This is a genomic window from Achromobacter sp. DMS1 (assembly GCF_001270295.1).
On the sequence record NZ_LHSJ01000197.1, the window covers coordinates 1 to 15,373 of the forward strand.

11 protein-coding genes and 3 pseudogenes are annotated in these 15,373 nt (G+C 69.0%); 8 read left to right on the forward strand and 6 right to left on the reverse strand.

Annotation, left to right across the window (positions count from 1 at the left end; translation table 11 throughout):
• Positions 1–147 precede the first annotated feature (147 nt).
• Positions 148–2,142: a cyclic di-GMP phosphodiesterase gene (gene pdeR / locus AD428_RS19275; RefSeq protein WP_053244950.1), complete on the forward strand. Its 1,995-nt coding sequence runs from the start codon at positions 148–150 to the stop codon at positions 2,140–2,142.
• Between the two features lie 60 nt (positions 2,143–2,202).
• Here pdeR and AD428_RS19280 read toward each other — a convergent pair whose 3' ends face one another.
• On the reverse strand, positions 2,203–3,087 hold the full coding sequence (locus AD428_RS19280) for a crotonase/enoyl-CoA hydratase family protein (protein WP_053244949.1): 885 nt from the start codon (positions 3,085–3,087) through the stop codon (positions 2,203–2,205).
• Between the two features lie 404 nt (positions 3,088–3,491).
• On the opposite strand from AD428_RS19280, the gene AD428_RS19285 reads away from it, so the two are divergent.
• Positions 3,492–5,588, forward strand: coding sequence for a TonB-dependent receptor (locus AD428_RS19285; RefSeq protein WP_053246259.1), 2,097 nt, complete (start codon positions 3,492–3,494; stop codon positions 5,586–5,588).
• Between the two features lie 18 nt (positions 5,589–5,606).
• On the opposite strand, the gene AD428_RS19290 is transcribed toward AD428_RS19285, so the two are convergent.
• The 5 genes and pseudogenes from AD428_RS19290 to AD428_RS19310 all read right to left on the reverse strand — a co-directional run bounded on the left by AD428_RS19290 (position 5,607) and on the right by AD428_RS19310 (position 10,151).
• Entirely contained in the window at positions 5,607–6,350 is a 744-nt protein-coding gene (locus AD428_RS19290; RefSeq protein WP_053245149.1) for an SDR family oxidoreductase, read from the reverse strand.
• Between the two features lie 68 nt (positions 6,351–6,418).
• Positions 6,419–7,812, reverse strand: a pseudogene (locus AD428_RS19295) (GntP family permease).
• A 114-nt stretch (positions 7,813–7,926) separates the two neighbouring features.
• Positions 7,927–8,376 (reverse strand): annotated as a pseudogene (locus tag AD428_RS19300) (DJ-1/PfpI family protein); the annotation flags it as partial.
• 51 nt (positions 8,377–8,427) lie between these two features.
• On the reverse strand, positions 8,428–9,150 hold the full coding sequence (locus AD428_RS19305; protein WP_053246260.1) for an SDR family oxidoreductase: 723 nt from the start codon (positions 9,148–9,150) through the stop codon (positions 8,428–8,430).
• On the reverse strand, positions 9,147–10,151 hold the full coding sequence (locus tag AD428_RS19310) for a Bug family tripartite tricarboxylate transporter substrate binding protein (protein WP_053246261.1): 1,005 nt from the start codon (positions 10,149–10,151) through the stop codon (positions 9,147–9,149). Before AD428_RS19310 ends, AD428_RS19305 begins: the two co-directional genes overlap by 4 nt.
• Positions 10,152–10,258: 107 nt before the next feature.
• Here AD428_RS19310 and AD428_RS19315 point away from each other — a divergent pair, with 107 nt between their 5' ends.
• The 6 genes and pseudogenes from AD428_RS19315 to AD428_RS19335 all read left to right on the forward strand — a co-directional run.
• On the forward strand, positions 10,259–11,293 hold the full coding sequence (locus AD428_RS19315) for a cyclase family protein (protein ID WP_053246262.1): 1,035 nt from the start codon (positions 10,259–10,261) through the stop codon (positions 11,291–11,293).
• Between the two features lie 198 nt (positions 11,294–11,491).
• Positions 11,492–11,584: pseudogene (locus tag AD428_RS28315) on the forward strand (hypothetical protein); the annotation flags it as partial.
• 263 nt (positions 11,585–11,847) lie between these two features.
• On the forward strand, positions 11,848–12,924 hold the full coding sequence (locus AD428_RS29685; RefSeq protein WP_235490983.1) for an AMP-binding protein: 1,077 nt from the start codon (positions 11,848–11,850) through the stop codon (positions 12,922–12,924).
• A gap of 15 nt (positions 12,925–12,939) precedes the next feature.
• Positions 12,940–13,683, forward strand: coding sequence for a GntR family transcriptional regulator (locus tag AD428_RS19325; RefSeq protein ID WP_053246263.1), 744 nt, complete (start codon positions 12,940–12,942; stop codon positions 13,681–13,683).
• 114 nt (positions 13,684–13,797) lie between these two features.
• Positions 13,798–15,048, forward strand: coding sequence for an ABC transporter substrate-binding protein (locus AD428_RS19330; protein ID WP_053246264.1), 1,251 nt, complete (start codon positions 13,798–13,800; stop codon positions 15,046–15,048).
• Positions 15,049–15,059: 11 nt separating this feature from the next.
• Positions 15,060–15,373, forward strand: a 314-nt coding sequence (locus AD428_RS19335) for an NUDIX hydrolase (RefSeq protein ID WP_053246265.1), incomplete at its 3' end; no start/stop codon positions are given.

Below are 15,373 nucleotides of genomic sequence, written 5' to 3' on the forward strand. Positions count from 1 at the left end.
GGGCCGGCCCGTTGACGCAGCGCCGCATGGCGCGCCGGCCCGTGCCTGGGCGCCGCGCCTTTGCCGCAATGCACATTGTGGTTGACCCCGGAAGGACTAGGCCGTAATGTACTTTGCGAGCCATCCAAGGACGGCGGGGGGATACCAATGACTGAGCATCAGGACGACAAAGCGGTCCTGTATACGCATTTCGGTACACACAGCCCATATTGGCGGCTAGCCGGCGACAGCGATGCCATCGAGCTCGCCGCCGTGAAGGGGGCCACCAACATCGCGATGGCGCTGCGCCCCGAACAGGCCGACAGCATCCGTTCGCTCACGGGCATCACTTCCAGCCTGCGCATCGACGTCACGCTTTACGGCGACCCGATCCGCCTGCACCTCGTCGGCCGGAAAATCGGCCCCAACGAATGGGCCGGCACCGCATCCGCCCTGGCCGACACCGAATCCGTGGCAAAAGACCTGGTCGAGGGCCTTTCGTTTGCCGAGACGGTGGTGTCCGAGGCCAACTCCGTCATCGTCATCGTCGACCAGCACGGCCGCGTCCAGCGCTTTAACAAGCTCAGCGAGGAATACACCGGCAAGCGCGAGCAGGACATCGTGGGCCGCAGCGTCTTCGAGATGTTCATGACGCGCGAGGAAGCGGCCGCGTCCCGCCGCAACATCGCCGCCTTCTACCGGCACGGCCATTCCTACGAGGTCGAGCGCCTCATCAACACCGTGAAGGGGCCGCGGCTCTTCCTGTTCCGCAACAAGTTCGTCACCAGCGGCAGCGGCGAGAAGCGCGTCTACCTCATCTGCTCGGGCACCGACATCACCGAAGAGCGCCAGGCGCAGGAGCGGCTGCGGGTGCTGGCCAATACCGACATGCTCACTGACCTGCCCAACCGCCATGCCATCACGGAGCGGCTGAAGCGGGCGCTTTCCGCGGGCGGGGGCGGACGCGGCGGGGTGCTGTTCCTCGACCTGGACAACTTCAAGCGCGTCAACGACCACTACGGCCACGGTTTCGGCGACCACCTGCTGAAAACCGTGTCGGTGGCCATTTCGAGCTGCCTCTCGGAAGGCCAGACGCTGGCCCGCCTGGGCGGCGACGAGTTCATCGTGCTGCAGGAACACGCCCAGGTCTGGGAGCTGGAGGCCACCGCGCAGCGCATCATCGAGCGTCTGCGCGAGCCATTCCGGCAGGGCCTGATCGAGGTCTACACGAGCTGCTCCATCGGCATCGCCATGTATCCCGACCATGGCGCCGACCTGGACAGCGTCGTGCGCAGCGCCGACATCGCCATGTACGTGGCGAAGGAAGCGGGCCGCCACACCTACCGGGTCTTCCAGCCCGATATGGACCGCCGCAACGCCGACTACGTATGGCTGGACACCAACCTGCGCAAGGCGCTGGCCGAAAACCACCTGATGCTCTACTACCAGCCCAAGCTGGCCAGCCGCACGGGCGAAGTCGACGGCGTGGAAGCCCTGGTGCGGTGGCGCTCGCCCGAGCGCGGCCTCATCGGCCCCGACGTGTTCATTCCCTATGCCGAGGAATCGGGCCTTATCTCGCAGCTCGGCGTGTGGGTCATGCGCGAGGCGGCGCGCCAGGCCGCCGAATGGCGCAGGCAGGGCCTGGACATCCGCATCGCGATCAACATGTCGGCGCGGCAGCTCGACGACAAGGGCGTGGTCAGCGATTTCATGCGGGCCATCAGCGACGCAGGCGGCGAGTGCATGCTCGACATCGAGCTTACGGAGAGCTGCCTGGTCGAAGACGAAGACGCGGCCATCGGGCTCATCAAGCAGTTCCGCCAGCTCGGCGCGCGCGTGCACATGGACGACTTCGGCACCGGCTATTCGTCGCTGTCGCAACTGGCGCGCCTGCCGCTGGACGCCATCAAGCTCGACGCCAGCTTCGTGCGCGGCGTCAACGAAAACCCCGTTTCGCAGGCGCTGGCGCGCGCCATCGTGGCGGTGGCCCGCACCCTGGAGCTCAAGGTGATCGCCGAAGGGGTGGAAACCCACGAAGAAACGGCGTTCCTGGATACGCTGGGCGTGGACGCCAAGCAGGGCTACCTGTACGCCAAGCCCATGCCCGGGCCGGAGTTCACGGCCTGGCTCAACCGGCGCAGCCGCCTGCACCTCATTGCCTGAATGGCGTGTTCGCGATCGCGAAGCCGCCGGGGCGGCTCCGCAGGCCGGTCCGCGCCGCGCTCAGTGCATGGTCGCCTCCATGGCGGTTTCACCGCTGGCCGCGCTGCGGCGGTTCTGGGCGATCACCAGCCGTTCCATATAGGCCCGGTCTTTCGGGTCGATGGAGAAGGCGGCTTCCACCCAGTCTTCGGTGATGTCCATCAGTTCCGAGCGCGACAGCGCCAGCACGCGCTGGCGCGCGCGCAGCATGGCGCGCATGCCGTTGAGCTTGGGCCGCATCACGTCGATGAAGGTGCGCGTGGCCCGGTAGGCCTCGCCGGGTTCGAACAGCACGTCCACCAGCCCGCGCGCATGGAACCATTCGGCCGTGTGCGATTCGCCGGTGCCGATCAGCTCTTCGGCCAGCTTCATGCCCGAGCGGCGCGCCACCAAAGAGTAGCCGCCCATGCCCGGGAACAGATTGAAGGCGATTTCCGGAAAGCCCAGGCGCGCGTTGTTCTGGGACAGCACGAAGTGGTGCGCCAGCGCCGCCTCGAAGCCGCCGCCCAGCGCCGTGCCTTCGATCATGGCCAGCGAGATGGCGCCCGTGTCGAAGCCGCGGGTGGCTGCGTGCACGCAATCCACGCACGCGCGGGCATAGGCCCGCAGCGCTTCGCGCTTGCCGTTGCGGATGGCTTCGGCGAAAAAGTTCAGGTCGCCGCCGACGTTGTAGATCTGGGGCACCAGCGAGCCCGTGACCCAGAAGTCGATCGGCAGGCCGGAGTCCTTGGCGGCGCGCGCCAGCGTCATGATCTCGTCGATCAGTTCATGATTGAAGCAGGGCCGCGGCTGCGCTCGCAGCATCATCCACATGACGCGTCGTCCCTCCTCGTAGTACGCGGAGATCTGTTTCAGATTGCCGGCGGCGGTAAAGGGGTGGCAGTCCTGATGAATGAATTGATTCATTTGCTTTCGTCCAATCGGTCAAGGTGAGTCGAAGTACTGCGTAATCAGACTAATCCAGAGAACTCGTCCTTCGTCTCATGCAAAACTCCGCCGGTTGGCCAGACTTGTCCGTAGGCCAAAGTCGGGAGTGAAACCGCCGGGAAACGCCGCCGCGCCGCGGCGCCCTCCCACCGTTGGCGGAAGGGCGGGTGGAGAAAAAGGATGAGGCGCCGCCCGAGAACCCGCATGGCGCCGCGCACGCGCGGAACGGGGCCGGCAAGCCCGCGGTTCATGCATAGGGAGGAGTCGGGAAATCGGGTGCGCCGGCCGGTCTTCCCCGCCGCCGGCCCAGATTCTTCCTATATACGAATGATTATCATTATCTATAGCATCGCGACTCGCATCACCACACAACGAGGCTCGCGATGTCTGTTTCCACTCTCTCCCGCGCCCTGGGCCTGGGCACGCTGATTCTTGCCCTGCCTTTGCCGCCGGCTCATGCGGCCACGGCGCACCTGCCCGCGATCCGCGTCGACGGCGCGGACGCCGACGATCCGCGCGTGTCCGAGGTCGACACGGCGACCCGCACGCGCACGCCGGCGCGCGAGGTGCCGCAGGCCATCGACGCGGTCAAGCTCGACGAACTGCGCAAGTACGGCGCGTCCACGCTGGGCGAGGCGCTGGCCGGCATCCCGAACGTGTCCAGCGCACAGGACACGCGCTTTGACGCGCTGCGCATCCGCGGTTTCGCTGCCGGCAGCGATTTCTATCTCGACGGCATCCGCGACGACAGCCAGTACGTGCGCGACCTGCGCAATATCGAGCGGGTGGAGGTGCTCAAGGGGCCGGCGGCCGTGCTCTACGGACGCGGAAGCCAGGGCGGCATCGTCAACCGGGTGAGCAAGGCGCCGCAGCCCGGCCGCGAATCCAGTCTCGAAGCGCAGGCGGGCAGTTGGAACCTGCGCAGCTTCTACGCGGACCTGAGCGCCGATCCCGGCGACTCGGTCAGCCTCCGCCTGAACGCGGGCCAGGAAGAGCAGGACAGCTTCCGCCGCCGCATTGAGGGCACGCGGCAGCTCTTCGCGCCTTCGGTCCATTGGCGCGTCGCGCCGGGCCTGGACTGGGTGGCCCAGTACGAATACAGCCGCTACCGGCGCACGCCCGACCGGGGCGTGCCCGGCGTGGACGGCCGCCCGGCCGATGTGGGCCGCCGCGCCATCTACGGCGACCCCGGGCGCGACTACATCGACGACCGCGCGCGCGGCTTCCGCTCGCGGCTCGCCTACCGCCTCTCGCCCGATTGGCAGGTGCGCCACACGCTGGGCGTCTTCCGGCTGCACAGCGAGTTCGACAATACCTACCTCACCGGCTATCGCGCGGCCACCGGCAAGGTAGGCCGCGTACGCTGGCAGCAGGACCTCAACACCCGCAACATCGTCAACAACCTGGAAACGGAAGGGCGGTTCCATACCGCGGGCATCGAGCATCGCGTGCTTGCGGGGCTGGAGTTCGGCGACCAGCAACGTTCTCCCACGCTGCATCGGGCGGCGTCGCGGGGCCCGGGCGCGCGGCCGGTGCCCCAGCTCGATCTGTACCGCCCCGATCTGTCGCAGCAGCACCAGGGCGCCATGGAGCTTGCCAGCGACGCCCGCCACCAGGCGGAAAGCCGCGGCTTCTATCTGCAGGACCAGATCCGCTTCAGCGGGGCGTGGAGCGTGCTGGCCGGGGTGCGCCTGGACCGCTTCCGCATCGAATCCGCCAACCGCGTGCTCGGCATGTCGGCTTCGCACCGCAGCCGCGGCGTGAGTCCCCGCCTGGGCGTGGTCTGGAGCCCGCTGCCCGCGCATTCGTTCTATGCCTCATACAGCAAGACCTTCTCGCCCACCGGCGGCGGCACGATCGGCATCGCGCCCAACGCCCGGGGCAACGCCAACCGCCTTCCGCCGGAGCACACCCGCCAGTACGAGGCGGGCGTCAAGAGCGACTGGCTGGGCGGCGGCCTGAGCACCACGCTGGCGGTCTATCAGCTCGAACTCTACAACCGGCGCACGCGCGACCCGGACGATCCCTCCTTCATCCGGCTCACCGGCCTGCAGCGTTCGCGCGGGCTGGAGCTCACCGCCGCCGGCCGGCTGGCCGCGAACTGGTACCTGCGCGGCGGGCTGGGCCTGCAGCATGCCTCCATCGTGAAGGACGGCAACGGCATGGCCGGCCGGCGCGTGGGCAATGTGGCGCAGCGCAACGGCGGCATCTACCTGGCTTACCGGCCCGCCGAGGGCTGGCATGGCGAAATCGGCGCCACGTTCATGGGCCAGCGCTATGCCGACAGCGCCAATACCGTGACGCTGCCGGGCTACGCGCGCTGGGACGCGGCGGTGGGCTACCGACAGGCGCGCTGGGACTGGACCCTGGCCATGCGCAACCTGGCCGACAAGACCTACTACGCCTCGGCCGCCAGCGCCGGCCAGATCCGGCCGGGCGAGCCGCGCACCGTGGTGGCCACCGCCAGGTACCGCTTCTGAACGGACAACGGCCGGCGTTCAGGCCAGCCCGCCATTGGCGCGCAGGATCTGGCCGTTGATCCAGCCGCCGTCGGGGCCGGCCAGGAACGACACCACGCCCGCGATGTCCTCGGGCTGGCCCAGGCGTTCCAGCGGCGGCATCTTCGCATAGCGTTCGATGAGCTCCGCGCTCTTGTCCTTGAGGAAAAGCTCCGTGGCCACCGGCCCCGGCGCCACGGCGTTCACGGTGATCCGGCGGCCGCGCAGCTCATTGGCCAGCACGCGGGTAAAGCCTTCCACTGCCGCCTTGCTGGCGATGTAGGCGCCGTAGCCCGGCAGGTTCAGCGCCAGCGTGGTGCTCGACACGTTGATGATGCGGCCGCCCTCGGCAAGGCGCGTGGCCGCCAGGCGCAGCGTATTGAACGTGCCGCGCGTGTTGAGGTCGAAGGCCTGGTCGTACAGCGCATCGCTGGTGTCGGCCAGCGGCGCCAGCTTGAGCATGCCCGCGCTGTTGACCAGCACGTCGATCCTGCCTAGCTGGCGTTCCACCTCGTCGAACAGGTTGCGCACCTCGTCGGGGCGGGCGACGTCGGCGCGCAGGGGCAGGGCGCGTCCGCCGGCCTGGCGGATTTCCTCGGCCAGCGCTTCGGCGCGGTCGGCGCTGGAGGCATAGTTGATGGCGACCGCCATGCCGTCGCGGGCCAGGCGGCGCGCGATGGCTGCGCCGATGCCTCGGGAGGCGCCGGTGACCAGGGCGGTGCGGGGAGAAGTCGGTGTCGTCATTTCGGGGGGGCTCCATGAGCGGAAAACCGGGAAAGGGGCGGCTGCGCGACGGGCTGCCCGGCCGCGGCTCAGACCAGGCCGGTCAGGTAATACACGCCGATCACCAGGAATACGGAAAGCGTGGATATCAGCGTAATGGCAAAAATGTCGCCGTACGACTGGCGGTGGGTGAGGCCGGTGACGGCCAGCAGCGTGATCACCGCGCCGTTGTGGGGCAGCGTGTCCATGCCGCCGCTGGCCATGGCCGCCACGCGGTGCAGCACGTCCATGGGAATGCCGGCCGCCCGGGCGTTCTCGGCAAAGGTCTGCGCCATCGCGGCCAGCGCGATGCTCATGCCGCCCGAGGCCGAACCCGTGATGCCGGCCAGCGCGGTGACGGCCACCGCTTCGCCCACCAGCGGGTCGGGAATGGCCTTCAGGCCATCGGCCACCAGCAGAAAGCCCGGCAGCGCCGCGATGACGCCGCCGAAGCCATACTCCGCGGCGGTGTTCATGGAGGCCAGCAGCGCGCCCGCTACCGCGCTCTTGCTGCCTTCGGCGAAATGCGCCCTGACGCTTTTGAACGAGAACAGCAGAATGGTCGCGATGCCCGCGATCAGCGCGCCCATGACGGCCCACAGCGCCACGCGGTCGCTGGCGTTGGCCGGCAGCGGCGCGGGCAGGCCGGGCAGTTCCACCGCGGCGCCGGCCGATACCAGGCGGGTATCCAGCGGGTGAGCAGGAAGTTCGCCACGCCCACGACCACCAGCGGCAGCAGGGCGACCAGCGGATGGTGCGCGGGCTGGCCTTCGGGCGTGACCGGCTCGTTGCGCAATTCCGCGCCGTAGGATTCGCCCGCGGCGGCGGCGCGGCGGCGCCGCCATTCGAGGTAGGCCAGGCCGGCGGCCAGCGTGAACAGCGCGCCGGTCAGCCCGAGCCAGGGCGCCGACCACGTCGTGGTGTCGAAAAACGTGGTGGGAATGATGTTCTGGATCTGCGGCGTGCCGGGCAGCGCCGTCATGGTGAAGGTGAAGGCGCCCAGCGCGATGGCGCCCGGCATCAGCCGCTTGGGGATGCCGCCTTGCCGGAACATCTCGGCGGCGAAGGGGTAGACCGCGAACACCACCACGAAGAGCGATACGCCGCCATAGGTGAGCACCGCGCACACCAGCACGATGGCCGCGATGGCGCGCTCGGCCCCGATCAGGCGCAGCACGGCCTGCACGATGGCGCGCGAGAAGCCGGAGATCTCGATCAGCTTGCCGAATACCGCGCCCAGCAGGAACACCGGAAAGTAGAGCTGGGCGAAGCCCGCCATGCGCTCCATGAACACGCCCGAGAAAACCGGCGCCACGGCGGAAGGATCGGTGAGCAGCACGGCGCCCATGGCCGCGATGGGGGCGCACAGGATCACGCTGTAGCCCCGGTAGGCCGCCAGCATCAGGAAGGCCAGCGCCGCCACCACGATAAACAGTCCAGTCATTCGGTGCTCCGGAAAAGAATGAGGTCCAGGTCGGCTGGGCTACACCTTACTTCATTCGTTTCCGGAAATGGGCGCGCCGGCGCGGCTTCAGGCGGCGTCGAGCAGCGCGGCCGNGGTCGAATTATCCTGCGACTGTCGTTGGGTATGAATCTGTATGAAATACAGGCAACGGTGACTTTTGAGGAAACGCCGGACTACATGGCTCAGCGCGTGCTCCACTGGATAGATGAGGCKGCRRMTGCCGCCCCCCAGCAACAGCGAGCCGGTGCAGATGCCGAAGACATGACGCGCCGCCAGCGCCTGCCTGCGCGTGAACGCCACCCAATCGGGATCGAGCAGCGCCGCGTCGGTGCCCGGCCCGCCCGGCACCACCAGCAGGTCACAGGGCGGCGCGTCGTCCAGCGTGCGGGTCGGCACGAAGGCCAGCCCACGGTCGGAACGCACGGGCTCGCGCGTCTTGGCCACCAGGTCCACGGTGAAGCCCGGCGCGGCGGCCAGCACTTCGTAGGGCCCTGTCATGTCGAGCTGGGTCAGCCCCTCGAACAGCACTATGTTCACCTGCATCGCAACCCTCCTTCAAGGCACAGGCTTGCAGCATAGCGCGACCCGCGCGGCTCAACCGGCCGAGCCCGCGGAAACGCCGCCGCAGACGTACAGAAGCTGGCCCGTGATGAAGCCCGCGTCGCGGTGCAGGAACATGGCCACCGCGTGCGCCACCTCCTCCGGCCGCCCCACCCTGCCCACGGGAATGGCCGCTTCCAGCGCCAGCGTGCGCGGATCGCCGGGCGGATTGGACTGGTTGAACAGCTCCGTGGCCACCGGGCCCGGCGCCACCGTGTTGACGGTGATGCCGTCGGCCGCCAGCTCCAGCGCCCAGGTGCGCGACATGCCGGCCAGCCCGGCCTTGGACGCGCCGTAGGCGGTGCGCCCCGGCTTGCCCAGGCCGGCGCGGCTGCCGATATTGACGATGCGTCCGAAGCGCGCGGCGCGCATGGCCGGCAGCAGCGCCTGCGCCAGTACCATGGGCGCGATCAGGTTGAGCGCCAGCGTGTGCGCCATGTCGGCCGGGCTTGCGTCCGCCAGCGGCGCCACGCGGATCAGGCCGGCGTTGTTGACCAGGTGCAGCACCTGACGGCTGGCGGCCAGCTCCCGGGCCGCCGCCGCGGCGGCCTCGGTGTCGCTCAGGTCCACCGGGCGGAAGGTTTCGCCCGGCATCGGATCGGCGGGCGGCGTACGGCTGAAATTGACCACGTCGAAACCGTCGGCCAGGAGCCGCGCCGCGATGGCGCGGCCGATGCCGCGGCTTGCGCCCGTGACGAGAGCGGTAGGCTTGTTCATTGCGCGGTGATCCCCTTGTCTTTGATGAGCTGCCCCCACTTCTTGCGCTCCGCGCGCTCGAAGGCGGCCAGGTCGTCGCCGAACAGCGTGCCCGGCTTGGCGCCCATGGTGGCGAAGCTCGCCGCCAGCGCCGGATCGCGCAGGCCGCCGCGCGCCGCCTCGATGAGCTGCTTTACCACCGGCGCCGGCGTGCTGCGCGGCGCGTACAGCGCGAACCATGCAGTGACGTCGAACCCGGGCAGGCCCGATTCGGCCACCGTGGGCAGGTCGGGCACGGACGGGTCGCGCTGGGCGGACGTAACGGCCACGCCGCGCACCAGCTTGCCGTCCTTGATCTGCGCCAGCGACCCGGGCAGGTTGTCGAACAGCAGGTCCACCTGCCCGCCCGCCACCGCCGGCAACGACGCCGAGGTGCCCTTGAACGGCACGTGCAGCAGCGGAATGCCCGCCATGGCCTCGAAATACGCGCCCGTGAGATGCACCGAGGAGCCCACGCCCGGCGAGGCATAGGTGAGCTTTTTCTCCTTGGCGGCACGCGCGGCCTCGATGATGTCGGCCACCGTCTTGTAGGGCGACTTGGCGCTGACGGCGATCACGTTGGGCGTGGTGGACACCAGGGCGATCGGGACCAGGTCGTGCTCCGGGTCGAACGCCATGTTGCTGTAGAGGAACTGGTTGATGGTCTGGGTGCCGATGGTGCCCAGGCCCAGCGTGTAGCCGTCGGCCTTGGCGCGCGCCACGTAGGCCATGCCGACGTTGCCGCCCGCGCCGGGCTTGTTTTCCACCAGCACGGTCTGCTTCAGGCCGGGCTCCATGGCGTGCGCGATGGCCCGGCCGAAGATGTCGGCGCCGCCGCCCGGCGGATACGGCACCACCACGGTGACGGGATGCTCCGGATAGCCTGCCGCGTGCGCGCCGGACAGGGCCAGCAGGCCGAGCGTGGCGGCCAGGGCCGCCGCCAGCCGGCGGCGGCCGGCCAGCGGGTGCGGGAAATGCTTCATGGACTGTCTCCTTGTCGGATCCGCTGCGGCGGATTTATGCTGTTCTAAAAGTACGTAAATACGTACTATATTCATATGAACACGAAAACCCTCGAGGAGACAATCCGATGAAACGCTGGAAACACCGCCCCGAAGGCTCCACCTGGGGCGATTTCGGCCCCGACGACGAGATCGGCCGCCTCAACCTGCTCACGCCCGAGAAAGTGCTGCAGGGCGTGCGCGAGGTGCGCGCCGGACAGGCGTTCTGCCTGTCGCTGCCGCTGGACCTGCCGGGTGGCAACGTGCTCAACCCCCGCCGCCACGCGCCCATTCTCGCGCCCACCACGCGCGAGGGCACGCCCTATCTCAATTTCGCCATGTCGGCCGTGCAGCCGGGCGCGGTGGACGTGCTGTCGGACGACCAGGTCACCCTGTCGATGCAGTACTCCACCCAATGGGACGGCCTGTGCCACGTGGGCGCGCTGTTCGACATCCAGGGCGACGGCGAACCCCGCCGCGTGTATTACAACGGCTACGCGGCCGGGGTGGACGTGCTGGGCGGCGCAGATGCGGGCGGCGACGCCTGCTGCCCGCCTGGCCGCTCGTATGCCCGCCGGCTCGGCATCAACCGCTACGCCGAGAAGGGCATGCAGGGCCGCGGCGTGCTGGTGGACCTGGAGCGCGCGTTCGGCCCGGGCCGCACCGTGGTGGACCATGCCGGCCTGCAGACGGCCATGCGCGCCCAGGGCGCGGTGGTGGAGCCGGGCGACATGCTCGTGTTGCGCACCGGGTTCGCCGAGGCCGTGCTGGCGATGAACGGCGAACCGGACGCGCACGCGCTGGAGCAGACCGGCGCGGTGCTCGACGGCTCCGACCCCGCCTTGCTGCAATGGATCACCGATTCGGGAGTGGCCGCCATCTGCGCCGACAACTACGCCGTGGAAGCCTATCCGGCCCGCGGCGCGGGCTCCTCGCATTCCGTGCTGCCGCTGCATCACCACTGCCTGTTCAAGCTGGGCGTGCCGTTGGCCGAGCTCTGGTACCTGAAAGAGCTGGCCGACTGGCTGCATGCCAACGGACGCTCCCGCTTCCTGCTCACCGCACCCCCGCTGCGCATGCCCGGCGCGGTGGGCTCGCCCGTCACGCCCATCGCCACGGTCTGATTTTTTCCTGTCTTTCCATGCCTTCCATGTCCGACTCCGATACGTTTTCCGAGCGCCTGGCCGCGCTGGCGGCCAGCCGCCCCGACGCCGTCGCCCTCATCGACCGCGACCGCCCCCTGAGCCGCGCCGCGCTGTTCGGCCGCAGCCGCGCGCTGGCCGCGGGGCGTGGCCAGCCTGGGCGTCGGGGTCGGCCACCGCGTGGCGCTGTGGCTGCCCAACTGCGCGGCCTGGGTGGAATCCTTCCTGGCCTGCGCGCACCTGGGCGCGCTGGCGCTGGCCGTGAACACGCGGTTCCGCGCCCTCGAACTGGCGGACATTCTCGGCCGGGGCCGGGCCGACTGGCTGATCTATTGGCCGGGCTTCAAGGCCATTGATTTCACCGGCATTCTCAACGGCGTGCCGCCGGAACGCCTGGGCCGGCTGCGCGGACTGGTGGCGGTGGACGAACAGGGAGGCGCGCCCTTGCCGCAGGCGCACGGCCTGCCGGCCCATCGCTATGACGAGCTGCTGCGCGCCCCGCAGCAGCCGCCCCGCGGCCCGCGCCCAACGCCGGCGTGCTGTGCTTCACCACGTCCGGCACCACCTCCAAGCCCAAGTTCGTACTGCACGACCAGCGCACCCTGCTCGCGCACGGCGACGCCATCGCGCGGGCCTACGGCTACAGCGACGATGCCTGCGTGCTCGCCAGCGCGCCGTTCTGCGGCGCCTTCGGCTTCGCCACGCTGGCGGGCGGCCTGGCGGCCGGCGTGCCGGTCGCGTGCGAGCCGGTGTTCGACGCCGCCGGCGCGGCGCGGGCGGTCAAGCGCCATCGGGTCACGCACACCTACGCCAACAACGAGGCGCTGGTCGGCATGATGCAGGCCGCCGCCGGCCCGGACGATTTCTCCTCGGCCCGGCTGTTCGGATTCGCCAGCTTCACGCCGGCACTGGACAACCTGCTGGACCTGGCCCGCGACGCCCGCGTGCCGCTGACCGGGCTGTACGGGTCCAGCGAGCTGATCGCGCTGGTGGCCGCCCAGCCGCGCACGCCGGCCGAAGGCGACACCGCCGCCCGCTACCTGCCGGGCGGCACGCTCATCTACCCCGAGGCCCGCGTGCGCGCGCGCGATCCGGCCACCGGCCAGATCCTGCCGCACGGCGAATCGGGCGAAATCGAAATCCTCTCGCCCAGCCTGATGCTGGGCTATCTGGACAACCCCGAAGCCACGGCGGCCGCCTGCACCGAGGACGGCTATTTCAAGACGGGAGATCTGGGCTACACGCTCTCGCCGCGCCAGTTCGTGTTCCAGACCCGCATGGGCGATTCCCTGCGCCTGGCGGGCTTCCTGGTGAACCCGGTGGAGATCGAGCAGGTGGTGGAATCGCTGCCCGGCGTGCGCGCCTGCCAGGTGGTGGGCGCCATGAAGCAGGGCAAGACCGTGCCCTATGCTTTCGTGCTGCTGCACGACGGCGCCCAGCCCGATCCGGCCGGCTGGACGGCCGCCTGCAAGGCGGCCATGGCCGGCTTCAAGGTGCCCGCGGGCTTCTCGGCGCTGCAGGCGTTCCCTTCCGTGGAAAGCGCCAACTCGGTCAAGATCCAGAAACATAGACTGCGCGAGATGGCCGAGGCTATGCTGGCGGCCTCGTCCTGACCCCCGGCCTTTTCCATGTCCGCGCGCAAACTCTTCTCGCACAGCCCCCAGCCCCTGTATCTGCAGGCGGCCGCTTTGTTCCGCAGCCACATCCAGAACCGGACGTGGAAGCCGGGACAGCAGATTCCGCCGCTGGAGTCGCTGACGCAGACCTACGGCATTTCGCGCGCCACGGTGCGCCAGGCGCTGGGCATGCTGGAAGAAGACGGCCTGATCCGCCGCTCACGCGGCTCGGGCACTTTCGTCAACGCGGCGCTGCCCGAAACCCCCACGCTGCTCATTCCCAAGACCTGGGCCGAAACCGTGGAACTCAGCAACCAGCTCGGCACCGTGGCGCTGGTGGAATCGAGCGCGGACTCGCCGCTGCCCGACACGCTGGGCATGCCCTGCGCGGCGCGGCGCGACGGCCGCTTCCAGTACCTGCGCCGCGTCCACACCACGCAGGCCGGCCCCTTCTGCTACAGCGAGGTGTTCATCGACAGCGGGCTCTTCCGCAAGCATCGCGCCCGCATGCAGAAAAGCACCGTGGCGCCGGTGCTCGACCAATACTACGGCGCGCGCATCAGCGAGGCCAGGCAGGTGCTCAACGTGATCGAGGCCGGCCAGGAGTCCGCCGAATCGCTGGGCATTCCGGTGTCCTCGCCGGTGGCCGAGATCCGCCGCTACGCCTGCATCGACGGCCGGGTGGTGTACTACGCCCGCCTCGAGTTCCCGTTCCGCAAGGTGCGCATGGAGTTCGACCTGCTGTCGGACCGCTGAACCCGCCCCTTTTCTTTTCCACTACCCAGGAGACCGCCGCCCGCCATCGTCATTTGCGACATGCCGCAGCAACCGCCGCTTCGAACCATAAATCCGCATAACGGGAGACAAGCCATGTTTCATCGAAAGAAGCCCCGGATTTCGCAGCCGTTACGCAGCACCCTCGCCGTCCTGTCCCTGGCCGCCCTGCCGGCCCTGCCCGCCCACGCACAGCCCGCGCCCGCGATTTCCGATGACGTGGTGCGGCTGGGCCTGATTCTGGACATGAGCGGCGTCTACGCCGACGTGACCGGCAAGGGCAGCGTCACGGCCGCCGAGATGGCCATCGCCGATTTCGGCGGCGCCGTGCTCGGCAAGAAGATCGAATTGCTTACCGTCGATCACCAGAACAAGGCCGACCTCGCCTCGGCCAAGGCGCGCGAGTGGTTCGACACGCAGCACCTGGACGCCATCATGGACGTGGCCGGTTCCGCGCCGGCCCTGGCCGTGCTGGAAGTGGCGCGCGAGAAGAAGAAAATCGTGATGTTCAGCGGGCCCGGCACCGAGCGCATCACCAACGACTTGTGCTCGCCGTATTCGGTCCACTACACCTACGACACCTGGTCGCTGGCCAACACCACGGCGCGCGCCAACGTGGAGCATGGCGGCAAGACCTGGTATTTCCTGACGGCCGACTATGCTTTCGGGCACACGCTGCAGGCTTCGGCCACCGAGGTCATCGAGCAGCACGGCGGCAAGGTGCTGGGCGCCTCGCGGCACCCCATGGGCGCCAGCGATTTCGCCTCGTACCTGCTGCAGGCCCAGGCGAGCAAGGCCCAGATCATCGGCCTGGCCAACGCCGGCGGCGACACCGTCAACGCCATCAAGGCCGCCAGCGAGTTCGGCCTCACCAAGGGCGGACAGAAAATGGCCGGCCTGCTGCTGTACATCAACGACATCCATGCCATCGGCCTGGAAGCCACCCAGGGCCTCACCCTGACCGAGGCGTTCTACTGGGACATGAACGACCAGACCCGGGCATGGTCGCAGCGCTACTATGACAAGCTCAAGAAAATGCCCAACATGAGCCAGGCCGGCACCTACTCCTCCGTCATGCATTACCTGAAAGCGGTGCAGGCGGCCGGCACGGACGAAACCGCCGCCGTCATGAAGCAAATGAAGGCCATGCCCATCCACGACTTCTTCGCCCCCAACGGCCGCATCCGCGAGGACGGCCGCATGGTGCACGACATGTACCTCTTCGAGGTGAAAAAGCCGTCGGAGTCCAGGCGGCCCTGGGACTACTACAAGCTGGTGGCGACGCTGCCGGGCGACCAGGCCTTCATGCCCCTGTCGCGCTCGAGCTGCCCGCTGGTCAAGCACTAGGACCGCGCCCCATGGAAGCCGCGCCGCTCTACCCCATTCCCGCCACCATTGCCGCCGTCGTGCGCAACGGGCAGGTGCTGCTGGTGCGGCGCGCGCATCCGCCGGACCAGGGAAAATGGGCCTTTCCGGGCGGCAAGATCCATTGGGGCGAAGACGTGCGCGCCGCCGCGCTGCGCGAGCTGGAGGAAGAAACCGGCGTGCGGGCCCGGGCCCTGGCCGTTTTCGACGCGGTGGACGTGCGCGACCTCGACGACGCCGGCCGGCTGCGCCGGCACTACGTGCTGATCGCCGTCGCCTGCCGCTGGGTGTCGGGCGAGCCCAGGGC

What these genes read in the sequence shown, in the direction of transcription:
- pdeR (WP_053244950.1), top strand. Translation starts at nt 148, where the DNA reads ATGACTGAGCATCAGGACGACAAAGCGGTCCTGTATACGCATTTCGGT.
- AD428_RS19280 (WP_053244949.1), bottom strand. Translation starts at nt 3,087, where the DNA reads ATGAATCAATTCATTCATCAGGACTGCCACCCCTTTACCGCCGCCGGC.
- AD428_RS19285 (WP_053246259.1), top strand. Translation starts at nt 3,492, where the DNA reads ATGTCTGTTTCCACTCTCTCCCGCGCCCTGGGCCTGGGCACGCTGATT.
- AD428_RS19290 (WP_053245149.1), bottom strand. Translation starts at nt 6,350, where the DNA reads ATGACGACACCGACTTCTCCCCGCACCGCCCTGGTCACCGGCGCCTCC.
- AD428_RS19305 (WP_053246260.1), bottom strand. Translation starts at nt 9,150, where the DNA reads ATGAACAAGCCTACCGCTCTCGTCACGGGCGCAAGCCGCGGCATCGGC.
- AD428_RS19310 (WP_053246261.1), bottom strand. Translation starts at nt 10,151, where the DNA reads ATGAAGCATTTCCCGCACCCGCTGGCCGGCCGCCGCCGGCTGGCGGCG.
- AD428_RS19315 (WP_053246262.1), top strand. Translation starts at nt 10,259, where the DNA reads ATGAAACGCTGGAAACACCGCCCCGAAGGCTCCACCTGGGGCGATTTC.
- AD428_RS19325 (WP_053246263.1), top strand. Translation starts at nt 12,940, where the DNA reads ATGTCCGCGCGCAAACTCTTCTCGCACAGCCCCCAGCCCCTGTATCTG.
- AD428_RS19330 (WP_053246264.1), top strand. Translation starts at nt 13,798, where the DNA reads ATGTTTCATCGAAAGAAGCCCCGGATTTCGCAGCCGTTACGCAGCACC.